The sequence below is a fragment of the Bradyrhizobium sp. Kon37 genome, assembly GCF_055807535.1.
Window position 1 is genome coordinate 1 of the sequence record NZ_JBVVOY010000029.1, and the last position, 14,178, is coordinate 14,178.

Consider the following 14,178-nt stretch of genomic DNA (forward strand, 5'->3'; position numbering starts at 1 on the left):
CGCGACAGCAAGGCCGATCCGAAGCAGGAGGAACGGGAGTGACGGACGAAGCACCGGTCAGGTTCGAGCTTGTGGACATCAACATGATCCTGCAAACGCTCCCGCACCGCTTTCCGATGCTGCTGATCGATCGCGTGATCAACATCCGCACCGATTACAGCGGCATCGGCATCAAGAACGTCACCTTCAACGAGCCGCCGTTCCAGGGCCACTTTCCCGATCGCCCGGTCTATCCCGGCGTCATGATGATCGAAGCGATGGCGCAGACCGCGGGTGTGATCGGCATCAAATCGGTCGAGGGCACCGATAAGCCCCGGGCTGTGTATTTCCTGACCATCGACAAGTGCAAGTTCCGCAAGCCGGTGCTGCCCGGCGATACCATCGAATACCACATGCGCTCGATCGGCCGCCGCAAGGCCATGTGGTGGTTTCACGGCGACGCCAAGGTCAACGGCCAGGTGGTTGCGGAGGCCGATGTCGGCGCCATGCTGACCGACTGAGCGGGATCAACTTCTCTGGATGCGCTCGCGTGCAGGACACGCGTACCGGCTGCCGCTGACCTCGCGCTTGATGTTCTGCTTGAAGAACTGGCCCATGGACGGTGCGCCCAGCAGGCGCTCGACCGTGTCGATTGGCACGCCGCAATAGCGGTCATAAACGCCGTCCACTGCCACGACGAGGGCCTGCTGCGCCCGGTCGTAACAGACCCGCTGGAGCACCGTGCTGCGGGTGATGTCGCGGCATTCGAATGTCTTGAGATCGACGAGGCGGTGTTCGCCGGTCTCGATCGTCTCGGATACGATCGGCGCGGCGGCGAGCTGTGCGAGGAGAAGTGCCAGGGCCCTGACCACGATACCTAAAGCTCCGCGTGAACTTGTTGACGCGCCGGGAAGGCTACCTCGTTCGGCACTTGAAACACGGAGAGATCATACGTCACTGGACAGATCGGGCATAGTCGCGCTAACCAGCGGAAAACCGAGCGACTTCAACACCTAATCAGACCTTCTTGATGAGTCAGATTGCTTGATGAGTAAGATTGATCCCACCGCACGGATCGCGGACGGCGCCGTGATCGGCGAGGGCACCGAGATCGGCCCCTTCTGCATCATCGGCCCGCATGTCGTGATCGGCAGCAACTGCAAGCTGATCGGACATGTGCATATCACCGCGCAGACCACGATCGGTGACGATTGCACCATCTATCCGTTCGCCTCGCTCGGCACGCCGCCGCAATCGCTCAGCTATCGTGGCGAATTGACGAAGCTCAAGATCGGTTCGGGCTGCACGATCCGCGAGTCCGTGACCATGAACGCCGGTACGGTCGCAGGCGGCGGCATCACCGAGGTCGGCGACCGCAACTATTTCATGAATTGCAGCCATGTCGGCCATGACTGCCATGTCGGCAACGACGTGATTTTCGCGACGTCGGCCACGCTCGGCGGTCACTGCGAGATCGGCGATTTCGTCTTCATCGGCGGTCTGTCCGCGGTGCACCAGTTCACCCGCATCGGCCCGCAGGTTATGGTCGGCGGGGTATGCGGCGTGCGCGACGATGTCATTCCGTTCGGCCTCGTCAACGGTCAGTATGCCGTGCTCGAAGGCCTCAACCTGATCGGCATGAAGCGGCGCAAGTTCACCAAGCAGCGGCTTGCGACCGTACGCGCGTTCTACCAGAAGCTCTTCCATGGCCCCGCTACCTTTGCCGAACGCCTGGAGGCGGCGCGGCCGCTCGCCGGTGACGATCCGGCCATCGGCGAAATCCTCGACTTCATCGGCAAGGGCAAGCGCCCGCTCTGTCTTCCCGCCATCGCGAAGTGATGATGCGATGGCCCCGGGCATGACATCGGCCGCTTCGGAGATTTCATCGCCGGTCGGCGTGGTCGCGGGCGGCGGCGCGATGCCGTTCGCGGTTGCCGACTCGCTCGCTGCCCGCGGCATCACACCGGTGCTGTTTCCCCTTCGGGGGGCCTGCGATCCGGCACGGGTGGAAAAATTCCGTCATCGCTGGATCTCGGTCGGCCAGCTCGGCCGTGCCATGCGGCTGTTTCGCGAGGAGGGCTGCCGCGACCTGATCTTCATCGGCACGCTGGTGCGGCCTTCGCTCTCGGAGGTCCGGGTCGACTTCACGACGCTCCGGCTGCTTGGCAATGTCATCCGGGCCTTCCGCGGCGGCGACGATCATTTGTTGTCCGGCGTCGGGCGCATTCTCGAGCAGGGCGGCTTTCGCATGGTCGGCATCAAGGATGTCGCGCCGGACCTCTTGATGCCCGAGGGCTGCATCAGCCGCGCCTGGCCGAGCGACACCGGCAAGACCGACATCGAGCGCGGACGCGCGGTGCTGACCGCGCTCGGTCCGTTCGACATCGGCCAGGCCGCGGTCGTGATCGACGGTCATGTGGTGGCGGTCGAGGATATCGAGGGCACCGATGCGCTACTCGCGCGCGTGGCACGGCTGCGCGAAGAGGGCCGCATCCGCGCCGCCTCCGGGCGGGGCGTGCTGGTGAAGGTCCCAAAGAGCGGGCAGGATTTGCGCTTCGACCTGCCTACGATCGGCCCGCGCACCCTCGAGGGTGTCGCCGCGGCAGGGCTGGCCGGGATCGCCGTCGTTGCCGGCAACACCATCGCCGCCGAGCCGCAGGCGATGATCGCGCTCGCCGACGCCAAATATCTCTTCGTCATCGGCCTGCCGGCGTGATGCAAGGTCGCGATCCCAAGCGCAAGATCTTCCTGATCGCCACGGAGGAATCCGGCGACCGGCTCGGCAGCGCCTTGATGAAGGTGCTGCGCCAGCGCCTCGGCGACGGCGTGCAGTTCGTGGGCGTCGGCGGCCACACCATGGCGCGCCAGGGGCTCGAGACGCTGTTTCCGATCGAGCAGCTCTCGATCGTCGGCTTTGCCGCGGTCGTGCAGCAATTGCCGAAGATCCTGCGGCTGATCCGCGAGACCGCGGAGGCCGTGACCGAAGCCGCGCCGGACGCGCTCGTCATCATCGACAGTCCCGACTTCACCCACCGTGTCGCCCGCCGCGTGCGGCGGCACAATCCGGCGATCCCGATCGTCGACTACGTCTCGCCGCAGCTCTGGGCCTGGCGGCCGGGACGGGCGCGGACCATGCTCGGCTATGTCGACCATGTGCTCGGCCTGTTGCCGTTCGAGCCGGAGGAATATCGCAAGCTCGGCGGGCCGCCATGCAGCTATGTCGGCCATCCCCTGATCGAGCAATTGCCCTCGCTGCGGCCGAACACCGAGGAGCAAGCGCGCCGCGACGGCGGGCCGCCGGTTTTGCTGGTGTTGCCCGGCAGTCGCCGCAGCGAGATCAGGCACCATCTCGACGTGTTCGGCGCGACGCTCGGCCGATTGCAGACGGACGGCCGCGCATTCGAACTGATGCTGCCGACCATGCCGCATCTCGAGGCCACCATTCGCGAAGGCATCGCGAACTGGCCGGTCAAGCCTCAGATCGTGGTCGGCGAGAACGAGAAGCGCGCCGCCTTCCGCATCGCGCGCGCGGCACTTGCAAAATCCGGCACGGTGACCCTGGAACTCGCGCTGTCGGGCATTCCGATGGTGACCGCCTATCGCGTCGGCGCGATCGAAGCCTTCATCCTGCGCCGCGCGATCCGCGTCTCCTCGGTGATCCTCGCCAATCTCGTGATCGGCAAGGATGTCATCCCGGAGTTCCTGCAGGAAGACTGCACGCCGGAGAAGCTGGCGCCCGCGCTCTCGCAGCTTCTGACCGATTCTCCGCTGCGCCGGCAGCAGGTGGAAGCGTTCGCCCAGCTCGATACGATCATGTCGACCGGCAACAAGTCGCCGAGCGTACTCGCAGCCGACATCGTGCTGGCGACGATGCGCAAGGGCAGGCGGGCTAGCTAGGACGTGTACTCCCAAACGTCGGCTTGCCAGCGCAAAGCGGAAGTCTCCCAACCTTGGGCGTGATCGGCGGTTTGTGACCCAATGCGGACGTGGGGCAAGTAGCAGGGACTGCCGGCGTCACAGGTAACTTTTTCACGCGCGTATCAAAATTGGCATGAGCGCGAATACGAACCACAAGCCGACAAAAGCCCCCAATCCATACATTGCCCGTCGTCGGTGGGCAGCCCCATCGGGCACCACGCCGGGGCTAGCAATCATCCAAACAATATCCATGCGCGGCGCCTGTAGACTGACCGGAATTCTTCCGTCCATCTGGGCCTGCTCAAGCTTTTGGAGGAAAGCCCAGTAGTGGTACCCGCCATACGCAAACGCGACGGCGCAAGCTATCCAAATTGCGATGCCAATCGTGTGCATATTGAAACCACGGTTCAGACAGCCTCAGTTGGTTACCCTTTTATATCAAACAAGCCGGCCATGTCGCCTATTGGCCCATCTCAGACCTCCGTGCCGGCGCGGGTGACCGCGCTCCCGGTGCTCAAGCGGAAGTAAGCAGCCGGGTGCCGAAAGGCCGCTTATGACCCGGAGCAGACCAGCGCAGACCGTCGCCACTGACTCAGCACGCAAGCATCTTCTCTAGCTCAGTCACAAAGCGATCAAGAATTGCTGCCTCCGTCGCCGGCCTGGCTCACCAAGACGGAATCTATCGTCTCTTCATACTTCGTCCATTCCTTTCGGGAGTTCTCGATGCTGATCTTCGGGATATCGAGCTCCGCGTAGAGCCGGTCGGTAAGCCAGCGGTAATCACGATAGAGCTCTATGAGGCCCCCCAGACCGGCGAAGCCATGCCTAACGGCGTACGGCGACGTCAGCTTCCAATTGACCTGATATGTCACCCATGAATCGCCTCGCTCTGCGGAAACCGTTCTGATCGCTCGATCAACGTCGTCTTGGTGAAAGTAGATCAGCAAAGGACGTAGCGGCTTGATAGTGGCTATCACATCACGAAGGTAGCCGCGGATCAGGGCGATGTCGGCATCAAGTAGAAACAGCGACGTTAAATTCCCGTGGAAAAGCTGTCCGTCGACAACCGTGATGCTCTCCGACATCGCGGCAGAATTGGCGTAGGCACTCCAACGCGCAGCGGCTGACTTCGCCAGATGCGTTGCTGGCATGTCCTCCCATGGCGCGTCCCAATCAAAGCGGATCGGATGTGGCCTGGTGCCCTCGGTAATGCCGAGGGCGGACACACCGGAAGCCCTCAAGCGATCAGCAAGTCGCAGCACGGTCGTCGACTTGCCGGACCCCATGATCCCTTCGACGATCACAATTCTGGACCATATGTTGCAAAAGAGCCGGGTCATGCAAAGCCAATGATGCCCAGTCTCATGCGCCACTTCCATTAAAATCTTTCTGCTTATGGCCCATTGGCGAAGTAGCAGCGCACCGGGTGAGGTCCGCTCAGTGAGGCATGGCGGACCGGATTTTCTCTCGTTGAGTTCTTCGCATTTTGACCCAACCCGGACATGACCTATCGGGTCATGGCAGTTGACAGCGTTTCTCGTCTGGATCATTTTGTCTTCAGGTAGATACGACCTGCTGCTTGCGCCCCAGTGGGGATGGTAAACGTATCATAAGTCTTTCATAGACCTTTGCCCGAACGAACGGGTCAGCAACGCAAGCTCCTGGCACTTTGGTTTCGTTCAAAGCAAAGGATGAAAGATGATGCGCGATTATCGCCACGCCAAAGCCATGGCGCAAACGGCTCGGGCCTTTCTCGCTGACCACGGTGCGAAGATTACCAATAGCCAAAGCCTTGAGCTGATTGCCAAGGCGTTTGGCGTTGCCGATTGGAACACACTTGCGGCTGCAATTCGCGGCGAGGTTACCGCGCCGCGCATGAAGGATGCGACGCCATCAACCACAGTCGATGCGGGGATTAGGCCTCGGGCACCTCGGTTTTCTACTGAACTTGAAATCACTCTGCAGCGCGCCCTCGGCTATGCCGATGCGCGAAAACACCAGTATACGACGCTAGAACACCTGCTGCTCGCGCTGACAAATGACGCGAATGCTTCGAAGGTGATGCAAGCGTGCGATGTCGATCCTGCGGCGCTCCAGAGAAGTCTGACTGACTACATTGACAATGAGTTGATAGCCATCGTGGTCGAAACCGGCACGCTCCCCGGCGAATCCCGCCCGACGGCGGCGTTTCAGCGTGTAATGCAGCGCGCTATCTCGCACGCGGAGCAAATGGGCCAGCAGGAGGTTACCGGTGATAACATGATGGTCGTTATCTTTGCCGAGCGGCTAAGCCCGGCAGTGCGACGGCTCTATGGTCAGAACATGACTGCTCAGGATGCGGCGAACTTCGTTGAGCGCGGCATCATTAAACGAAGTGGCACCGCCGCGCCCTGATCGGTGCGGTGCCGCGCCCAATTTGGGGCTTCCGCAACTGGCCCAATTCGGACCCAAGGTCAGGTACGCCAACCCGACTGCTAGCGGATACGGAGCGGACCTCTGCGAGGCACTCGGGTGTGTGAGTACACGCTCTAGCCGAGACCAGCGTCGACCTGAAAGCACTGGCGCGTGATGCGCTGGCTCTCATCGGAGGCGAGGAACAGCGCCATGTTGGCGATGTCGTCAGGCGTCACCGCGTCGGGAATGGCCTGACGCGTGCGCAGCTCGGCGATCGCCTGGTCGTCTGGATACCACAGCCGGCGCTGACGCTCCGTGATCACCATCCCCGGCGCGATCGCGTTGACGCGGATGCGGTCGGGCCCGAGCGACCGGGCCAGGGAGTTGGTGAAGCCGACGATCGCGGCCTTCGCCGCGGCGTAGACCGGCAGCCCCGGCGCGCCGCGCATCCAGGCAATCGATGACATGTTGATGATCGAACCGCCGCCGCGCGCCTGCATCTGCGGCACCACCGCTTGCGCGGCAAAGAAGACGTGCTTGAGGTTGACGCCGATCATCCAGTCGAACTCGGCCGGGGTCACCTCGCCCAGCACCTGACGCTGGTCATTGGCGGCGTTGTTGACGAGAACCGCGGCATCGCCAAGCGTTCCGTGAACCTGCGCCATGGCGGCGCGCAAGGCGTCGATGTCGAGCAGGTCGCACGGCACGAATAAGGGTTCGGTTCCAGCCCCAGCCTTCACGTCCGCGACCAGCGCCCGGCCGGCTGCTTCATCGAGATCCAGGAACGCGACGCGCGCCCCCTGGGCTGCGAACGCTCGCACGAAGGCCGCACCGATGCCGCTGGCGCCACCGGTGATCAACACCACGCGGTCCCTAAGACCGGCATAGCTCGTTGCTGTCATGCGATCAGTCGCTCCGTCTCGGGGTCGAACAGGCAGATGCGGCGCGTGTCGAGCGCGAACGGGGCGGCGGCGCCCGGTGTGGGGCGGATGTCCGGCGTGATGCGCGCCAGCGCAGCTTCGCCGCCAAGCCGCAGCAGCACGATCGTTTCGGCCCCCGTCGGCTCGACCATCTCCACCGGCGCGTTGACGACGACGGGCGGATCGGCGGAAAACACGCGGCTGCCCTCGGCGATGCATTCCGGCCTGATCCCGACCACCACGTCACGGCCGACGAAAGGGGCCGCCGCGTCGTATTGGCCAAGGCGGAGGCGGACCTCGTCCGGCCGCCCCGCGCCGATCACGACCACCGGGCCGCCGGCATCGGCCTCGAGCCGTGCCGGCATCGTGTTCATCGGCGGCGAGCCCATGAAACGGGCCACGAACAGATTGGCGGGATAGCGATACACGGTGTCAGGATCGGCAAACTGCTGCACCACGCCGCGATGCATCACGGCGATGCGCGTCGCCATCGTCATCGCCTCGATCTGGTCATGGGTGACATAGACGATTGTGGCGCCGATGCGCTGGTGCAAACGCTTGATCTCCATCCGCATCTCGACGCGCAGCTTGGCGTCGAGATTGGACAGCGGCTCGTCGAACAGGAAGAGCAGGGGATCGCGCACCAGCGCCCGGCCCATCGCCACGCGCTGGCGCTGGCCGCCGGAGAGCTGCGACGGCTTGCGACCGAGCAGCGGCTCGATCTGGAGCAGCCTGGCCACATTCGCCAGCGCCTTCTCCTGCTCCGCCTTCGGTACGTGGCGGCATTCCATGCCGAAGGTGATGTTCTGGCGCACCGTCATCGACGGATAGAGCGCGTAGGACTGGAACACCATGGCAATGTCGCGGTCCTTCGGCGGAATGTCGTTGACGACACGTCCGCCGATTTCCACGGTGCCGGCGCTCGGAAGGTCGAGCCCGGCGATGATGTTGAGCAGCGTGGACTTGCCACAGCCGGATGGGCCGACGAGCACGGTGAATTCACCGCTCTCGATGTCGAGATCGATGCCCTTCAGCACCTCCAGATTGGCGTAGCGCTTGGACAGGGAGCGAATGCTTAGTGCTGCCATGACGATCCGATCATTTCACGGCTCCGGCGGTGAGGCCGCGTACGAAATACTTGCCGCCGATCAGATAGATCAGCAGGGTCGGCAGGGCGGCGATCATCACCGCCGCGCTTTGCACGCCATGCTGCGGGATGTCGGCGACTGCGGCGGATAGCGCGATCAGCGCGGCGGTGACCGGCTGCTGCTGACCGGTCGTGAATGTCACGCCATAGAGAAACTCGTTCCAGATATGCGTGAACTGCCAGATCACGGTGACGACCAGAATAGGCGGCGAGAGCGGCAGGATGATGCGCCAGAAAATACGAAAGAACCCTGCGCCATCGATGCGCGCAGCTCTTATCAAATCCTGCGGGATGGCAGTGTAGTAGTTTCGGCAGAACAAGACGGTAAAGGAGAGCCCCTGGATCGTGTGGATCACGACCAAGCCTGTCAGCGTGTTCATCAGGCCCGTATCGCGCAACACGATGGTCCAGGGAAGCAAGCGCATCTGTTGGGGAAGGAAGAGGCCAAGGGTCACGATGCCGTAGATCCAGCTATCGCCGCGAAAACGCCAGAGCGACACAGCGTAGCCGGCGACAGCACCGAGCAGGGTCGAGAAAATCGTCGCGGGGATCGTGACCAGCGCGGAGTTCACCATGTACGGCCGGATGCCGGCGCAGGTCTCGGCGACGCAGAAACCGCTCCAGGCCGCGGCGTAGTTGCTCCATGCCCATTGCTTCGGCCAGCCGATCATCGAGGCCTGCGCGATCTCCTCGTTGGTGCGCAGCGAGTTCAGCACGACAACAGCCAATGGCGCGAGCCAGGCTGCAGCGATCAGCGAGACGACGAGATAGATCAGGATTCGGCTTGGCGTGAATGTTCGCTCACGCATGGATCGCCCGCCGCCGCTGGACATAACGCCACGCTGCATAGGGCAGCAGAACCGCGAGAAGAATGAGCAACATGAGCACCGCCGCCGCTGCTCCCCGTCCGAGCAGGCTGCGCTGGAACATCAAATCATAGACGACGAGGGCAGGCAGCTGGGTGGCGATCCCGGGCCCACCATTGGTGAGCGCGCGGACGAGGTCGAAGGTCGAAATCGCGAACTGCAGCTGGATGACGATGACGGTGATGGTGATCGGCCAAAGGGTCGGCAGGATGACCCGCCGGTACATTCGGATCGGTCCGGCGCCGTCGATCTGCGCGGCCTTGATCAGGTCGGCGTCGACGGAGCGGAGGCCGGCGAGGAACAGCGCCATGGCGAAACCGGAGGACTGCCAGATCGCAGCGATGACAATGGTCCAAATGGCCATGTCGCGGTCGATCAGCCAGTCGAACCGGAACGAGGTCCAGCCGAGATCGCGGACCAGCTTCTGGATCCCGAGGCCAGGATTGAGCAGCCAGCTCCAGACAGTGCCGGTGACCACGAATGACACCGCCAGAGGATAGAGGAAGATAGACCGCAGCAGGTTCTCGCCGCGAATGCGCTGATCGAGCAGGATAGCAAGGATGAGGCCGGCCGCTAAACTCAGCAACACGAAGGCGCAGCCAAACAGCAGCAGATTGTCCAAGGCAATCTGCCAGTTCCGCGATGCTGCGACCGAAGAATAGTTGCGCAAACCGACCCAGCCCGAGACCGGGACCAGAGTGGACGGCGTGAACGATATCCAGATCGTCCACAGCGTAAACGCAATGAGATGCGCGGCGGACAACAGCAGCGGCACCCAGATCATCAAATATTCGGGCAGCCGGCGTACCCAGTCAGGGGCCGCCGGCCGGCCCGGTGTTGTCGAGACGGCGATCGTCAACGTGAGCTCTCGACGGCGTCGGCGAGGCGTACGGCCGCTTGCTCCGGCTTGATCGTCTTGTTCTTCACGTACTCCGTGATCACGTCGATGATCGCTGCGGTCATGCCGTTTTCCTGTGCCATGTTGTGCGCAAGACTGAGAACGGCCTGATTACTGGCGATCGCGTCTTTCAGGGCTGCTGCGGTCCGCCGTTGACCGTCCGACCAGCCTTCGCCCGACAGATCGACATCGGTGCGTACGGGGATCGATCCCGTGATCTGCGAATACATGGTCTGGATCGCCGGATCCATGACGAGCTGGGCCATCAGCGTCTGGCCGGCTTGCAAATCGGGCTCCTTGCGCTGCCAGAATATGAAGGCATCGGCATTCAACAGGAAGACCGGCTTGCTATTGTCGCTCGGGCCCGGGGCGATGATGAAGTCCTCGAACTTGAAACCGGCGTTGCGCAAGACGCCCTGCGCCCACCCGCCCATGATCATCATGCCCATGTCGCCGTCGACGAAGCGCTTCAGGTTGGTCGAAAAGTGCTGGGCGCCGACATTGGGGTCCATCCAGTCGGCAATCTTGCGCACCTGGACGAAGGACGCCTTTATCTCGGGGCCTTCCAGGGCCTTCTTGTCGAGGTTCATAATGGCTGCGCGGTATGCGGTGGGACTGATGCCTGCCAAAGCGGCCTCGAATTTTTGGCCGTCGTCCGCGCGGGTGCCACCGTTGGCGATGGGATAGGGGACGCCGCCTGCTTTCATCTTCTCGGCGAGGTCGTTGAACTCAGCCCATGTGACGGGGATCTTGTCGGCCTTGGCCTTGTCCATCGCGCGTTTGGAGAGAAACAGCATGTTGGTGCTGTAGATCTGCAACGGCAGTGCAATCCACTTGCCCCCCGGCTTGTGCAATTTTGCAAGGTCTGGAGCGACAACCTTTTCGTATCCGGCGGCAGCGACGACGGCGTCGAGATCGACGGTTGGGGCAATCTTGGACCAGGCCGCGATCTCGGGACCTTTGAGCTGCGAGCAGGCCGGTGGATCGCCGGCCATGATCTGGGCACGCAGCTTGTTCATCATCTCGGTGGTGAAGCCGGGGACGGGCGAGTGCTGCCAAATCCCGCCTTTCTCCTCGAATTTCTTGCCGAGCGCCGTGATGGCGGCACCATCGCTGCCGGCGGACCATTGCGAGATCGCAGTCAGACGCGGCTTGATCGCGCTTTGCGCGCGGGCAAATGCCGGCAGCGCGAGCGCGGCCGCAGATCCGGCGAGCAGTTGGCGCCTTGTTGTCGTGATCGGCATGGCAAGTTCCTCCCGGTGTGAACTCTTTCGCGCGAGCGCCGCGCGGCATCAGATATCTCAGGCGGCCTCGCTCGATGCGGCCGGCATGCCGCCGCGGCAAGCGAGGCAGAAAGCCGCAAATGCCAGCGCCGCCCGCGGATCGTTGCCATTCGATGGCGGCACGAAAGCGAGCGACACTTGCGCGTGCTTGCGGCCGCCCAACAGGCAGGCGTCGATCCCCTCGACGAGCGCGCTGCGATCGTCCTCGGCGAGAAGCGACGGCCAGCCGCTGATCGCGACGCCCTTGCAAGGCTTCACGTTCAGCGTGTTGCCGATCGCAAGACCAAGCCGGAATAGCCGCCGGCGCAATTCCTGCCGCACGCGCGACGAGAGCGGCATTGCGGTGACCCATTCGCTGCCGAGTTCAAGCAACTCGGCTTCGGCGACGCCAAGAAGCTCGGCCAGGGCGGGAAGCGACGTATAGGCCTCGACGCAACCATGATGACCGCAGCGGCAAATTGGTCCGTCGCCTCCGAACACCATGTGGCCGAGCTCGACCGGCTGGAGGGCATCGTCCTCGATCGGATTATCCATCCAGGTGCCCGCGACGCCCTGACCGACGAAGACGAAGAGATGCGCGCCGCTGAACGGATAGTTCTCCGTGCGGCAGCGATGAAAGATGGCGTGCGCGACGACCGAATTGGTGAACTCGACCGGCACGCCGGCAAAGTTCTCGCCGAACATCTCACTGATACGCCCGATGTCGCAGGGAATGATCGGATTCCCTGACGCGCCCAGCCGGCCGAGACCCGGAATGGAGACGCCGATCTGCGCGAGGGGGATGCGTCGGCGCCGCGTCCAGTCGTGCAGCAATGTCATTGCCTCGCGAAACGCCCGGCCGACGGTCGCTGCGGTCGGCGTCTTCGGCAGCGGCACATGCCCGGTATGGTGCAGTTCGCCCGACATGCCCCCGACGCCGACGCTGAGCCGCTGGGTGGTCAGCTCGAAGGCCGCGAGCGCCACCTCGCCATCGAGCGACACGAGGCCCGTCGGGCCACCGACGTAAGGGGCAGGGCGCCGCACTTCCTCGATCAGGCCTTCGGCCTTCAGGTCGAACAGGATGCGCGACAGGCTCGCTTCCGACAGGCGCACGGCCTTGGCCAGCGGCGGGCGAAACGACCCGCCTGACTGAAGCAGATGAGTCAAAATGGCAGCACGCGTCTGCCGCCGACTTCTCGGCTGCTCCGGCATTTCCATCCCTGTCGTCATTCTTACTTAGAGTAAGAATTTGCGCGCGAAGCGTTTCGCCGTCAAGCGTCGGACGACCCATCGCGCCGACTTGTTGTTGTGCGCGGCAGCAAGATTGTGTCGGCGCAAAACAAAAACGGCGCCATCCGGAGATGGCGCCGTTTCGAAAGCCGTGATGGGGTCGACCTTACTTGCGGTTGTTGATCGCGACGTAGTCGCGCTTGGTGACGCCGGTGTAGAGCTGGCGGGGACGGCCGATCTTCTGCTGCGGATCCTCGATCATCTCGCTCCACTGGCTGATCCAGCCGACGGTGCGGGCGACCGCGAACAGCACGGTGAACATCGAGACCGGGAAGCCCATCGCCTTCAGCGTGATGCCCGAATAGAAATCGACGTTCGGGTAGAGCTTGCGGTCGATGAAGTACTGGTCGCTGAGCGCGATCTTCTCGAGCTCGAGCGCCACCTTCAGCATCGGATCGTCGCCATGGCCGGTCTCCTTGAGCACGGCGTGACACATCTTCTGCATGATCTTGGCGCGCGGATCGTAGTTCTTGTAGACGCGGTGACCGAAGCCCATCAGGCGGACTTCAGAGTTCTTGTCCTTCACCTTGGCGATGAACTCGGGGATCTTGTCGACCGAGCCGATCTCGGCGAGCATCGCCAGCGCTGCTTCGTTGGCGCCGCCATGCGCCGGGCCCCACAGGCAGGCGATGCCGGCGGCGATGCAGGCGAACGGGTTGGCGCCGGAGGAGCCGGCGATACGCACGGTCGAGGTCGAGGCGTTCTGCTCGTGGTCGGCGTGCAGGATGAAGATCTTGTCCAGCGCGTCAGCCAGCACCGGGTTGATCTTGTAGTCCTCGCACGGCACCGCGAAGCACATGTGCAGGAAGTTCTCGGCGAACTTCAGCGAGTTCTTCGGATACACGAAGGGCTGGCCGACCGTGTACTTGTAGGCCATCGCAGCCAGCGTCGGGATCTTGGCGATCATGCGCATCGAGGCGATCATGCGCTGCTTCGGATCGTTGATGTCGGTTGAGTCGTGATAGAATGCGGCGAGCGCGCCGACAGCCGCCACCATGATCGCCATCGGATGGGCGTCGCGGCGGAAGCCCTGGAAGAAGCGGGCCATCTGCTCGTGCACCATCGTGTGATGGATCACGCGGTCGTCGAAATCCTTCTTCTGCGCGGCGGTCGGAAGCTCCCCGAACAGCAGCAGATAGCAGGTCTCGAGGAAGTCGCCGTTCTCGGCGAGCTGCTCGATCGGATAGCCGCGGTATTCCAGCACGCCCGCGTCACCGTCGATATAGGTGATCTTGGACTGGCAGCTCGCGGTCGAGGTGAAGCCCGGGTCGTAGGTGAACAGGCCGGACTGGCCGTAGAGCTTGCCGATATCGATGACGTCGGGCCCGATGCTGCCGCTGTGGATCGGAAGATCGAAATTCTTATTTCCGACCGTCAGTGTGGCGGTCTTATTGCTTGGTTTTGCGTCCATCAGAGGTCCCCGATGTATGGTGAAACGGGCCGGACCCGGAGGCCCCGATGAGATATCGCAGGGCAGGCCGGATGTTCCAGAAGGTACGGCTGA

At 63.1% G+C, this 14,178-nt stretch carries 14 protein-coding genes; 5 read left to right on the forward strand and 9 right to left on the reverse strand.

Going from position 1 to position 14,178, the window contains the following annotated elements:
* Positions 1-83 precede the first annotated feature (83 nt).
* On the forward strand, positions 84-500 hold the full coding sequence (fabZ, locus tag AC0L3J_RS32560) for a 3-hydroxyacyl-ACP dehydratase FabZ (protein ID WP_051058562.1): 417 nt from the start codon (positions 84-86) through the stop codon (positions 498-500).
* Positions 501-506: 6 nt separating this feature from the next.
* Here fabZ and AC0L3J_RS32565 read toward each other — a convergent pair whose 3' ends face one another.
* Entirely contained in the window at positions 507-851 is a 345-nt protein-coding gene (locus tag AC0L3J_RS32565) for a KTSC domain-containing protein (protein ID WP_473349782.1), read from the reverse strand.
* A gap of 175 nt (positions 852-1,026) precedes the next feature.
* Between AC0L3J_RS32565 and lpxA the strand changes: the two genes are divergently transcribed.
* From lpxA to lpxB, 3 genes are read left to right on the forward strand one after another with little or no spacing between them, the layout of a single operon-like run.
* Positions 1,027-1,818: an acyl-ACP--UDP-N-acetylglucosamine O-acyltransferase gene (lpxA, locus tag AC0L3J_RS32570; protein WP_473349783.1), complete on the forward strand. Its 792-nt coding sequence runs from the start codon at positions 1,027-1,029 to the stop codon at positions 1,816-1,818.
* A 19-nt stretch (positions 1,819-1,837) separates the two neighbouring features.
* The gene (locus AC0L3J_RS32575; protein ID WP_247463174.1) at positions 1,838-2,695 is read left to right on the forward strand and encodes an LpxI family protein; all 858 of its coding nucleotides are present in this window, start codon (positions 1,838-1,840) and stop codon (positions 2,693-2,695) included.
* Positions 2,692-3,876 carry a lipid-A-disaccharide synthase gene (lpxB, locus tag AC0L3J_RS32580; protein WP_473349784.1) on the forward strand — a complete coding sequence of 395 codons (1,185 nt, stop codon included), beginning with the start codon at positions 2,692-2,694 and terminating at the stop codon, positions 3,874-3,876. Before AC0L3J_RS32575 ends, lpxB begins: the two co-directional genes overlap by 4 nt.
* A gap of 653 nt (positions 3,877-4,529) precedes the next feature.
* Here lpxB and AC0L3J_RS32585 read toward each other — a convergent pair.
* Positions 4,530-5,276, reverse strand: coding sequence for a P-loop NTPase family protein (locus AC0L3J_RS32585; protein ID WP_473349785.1), 747 nt, complete (start codon positions 5,274-5,276; stop codon positions 4,530-4,532).
* 319 nt (positions 5,277-5,595) lie between these two features.
* Here AC0L3J_RS32585 and AC0L3J_RS32590 point away from each other — a divergent pair, with 319 nt between their 5' ends.
* Positions 5,596-6,291, forward strand: coding sequence for a Clp protease N-terminal domain-containing protein (locus AC0L3J_RS32590; RefSeq protein ID WP_473349786.1), 696 nt, complete (start codon positions 5,596-5,598; stop codon positions 6,289-6,291).
* Between the two features lie 134 nt (positions 6,292-6,425).
* Here AC0L3J_RS32590 and AC0L3J_RS32595 read toward each other — a convergent pair whose 3' ends face one another.
* From AC0L3J_RS32595 to gltA, 7 genes are all read right to left on the reverse strand, one after another.
* Entirely contained in the window at positions 6,426-7,193 is a 768-nt protein-coding gene (locus tag AC0L3J_RS32595) for an SDR family NAD(P)-dependent oxidoreductase (RefSeq protein WP_473349787.1), read from the reverse strand.
* On the reverse strand, positions 7,190-8,299 hold the full coding sequence (locus AC0L3J_RS32600; protein ID WP_473349788.1) for an ABC transporter ATP-binding protein: 1,110 nt from the start codon (positions 8,297-8,299) through the stop codon (positions 7,190-7,192). Before AC0L3J_RS32600 ends, AC0L3J_RS32595 begins: the two co-directional genes overlap by 4 nt.
* Positions 8,300-8,309: 10 nt before the next feature.
* Complete coding sequence (locus AC0L3J_RS32605) at positions 8,310-9,167, reverse strand: carbohydrate ABC transporter permease (protein WP_473349789.1); 858 nt, start codon at positions 9,165-9,167, stop codon at positions 8,310-8,312.
* A complete protein-coding gene (locus tag AC0L3J_RS32610) occupies positions 9,160-10,083 on the reverse strand; it encodes a carbohydrate ABC transporter permease (RefSeq protein WP_473349790.1) in 924 nt (307 codons plus the stop codon). The genes AC0L3J_RS32605 and AC0L3J_RS32610 overlap by 8 nt, the downstream gene beginning before the upstream one ends.
* Entirely contained in the window at positions 10,080-11,366 is a 1,287-nt protein-coding gene (locus tag AC0L3J_RS32615; protein WP_473349791.1) for an ABC transporter substrate-binding protein, read from the reverse strand. The genes AC0L3J_RS32610 and AC0L3J_RS32615 overlap by 4 nt, the downstream gene beginning before the upstream one ends.
* A 57-nt stretch (positions 11,367-11,423) precedes the next feature.
* Entirely contained in the window at positions 11,424-12,602 is a 1,179-nt protein-coding gene (locus AC0L3J_RS32620; RefSeq protein WP_473349792.1) for an ROK family transcriptional regulator, read from the reverse strand.
* A gap of 178 nt (positions 12,603-12,780) precedes the next feature.
* Positions 12,781-14,085, reverse strand: a complete 1,305-nt coding sequence (gltA, locus tag AC0L3J_RS32625; protein ID WP_473349793.1) for a citrate synthase — start codon at positions 14,083-14,085, stop codon at positions 12,781-12,783.
* Positions 14,086-14,178: the final 93 nt, after the last annotated feature.

Excerpts from the sequence above, each read along its gene's own strand:
- AC0L3J_RS32605 (WP_473349789.1), bottom strand. The coding sequence starts at position 9,167 with ATGCGTGAGCGAACATTCACGCCAAGCCGAATCCTGATCTATCTCGTC.
- AC0L3J_RS32620 (WP_473349792.1), bottom strand. The coding sequence starts at position 12,602 with ATGGAAATGCCGGAGCAGCCGAGAAGTCGGCGGCAGACGCGTGCTGCC.
- gltA (WP_473349793.1), bottom strand. The coding sequence starts at position 14,085 with ATGGACGCAAAACCAAGCAATAAGACCGCCACACTGACGGTCGGAAAT.
- AC0L3J_RS32615 (WP_473349791.1), bottom strand. The coding sequence starts at position 11,366 with ATGCCGATCACGACAACAAGGCGCCAACTGCTCGCCGGATCTGCGGCC.
- AC0L3J_RS32585 (WP_473349785.1), bottom strand. The coding sequence starts at position 5,276 with ATGGAAGTGGCGCATGAGACTGGGCATCATTGGCTTTGCATGACCCGG.
- AC0L3J_RS32600 (WP_473349788.1), bottom strand. The coding sequence starts at position 8,299 with ATGGCAGCACTAAGCATTCGCTCCCTGTCCAAGCGCTACGCCAATCTG.
- AC0L3J_RS32590 (WP_473349786.1), top strand. The coding sequence starts at position 5,596 with ATGATGCGCGATTATCGCCACGCCAAAGCCATGGCGCAAACGGCTCGG.
- AC0L3J_RS32595 (WP_473349787.1), bottom strand. The coding sequence starts at position 7,193 with ATGACAGCAACGAGCTATGCCGGTCTTAGGGACCGCGTGGTGTTGATC.
- AC0L3J_RS32575 (WP_247463174.1), top strand. The coding sequence starts at position 1,838 with ATGACATCGGCCGCTTCGGAGATTTCATCGCCGGTCGGCGTGGTCGCG.
- fabZ (WP_051058562.1), top strand. The coding sequence starts at position 84 with ATGATCCTGCAAACGCTCCCGCACCGCTTTCCGATGCTGCTGATCGAT.
- lpxA (WP_473349783.1), top strand. The coding sequence starts at position 1,027 with ATGAGTAAGATTGATCCCACCGCACGGATCGCGGACGGCGCCGTGATC.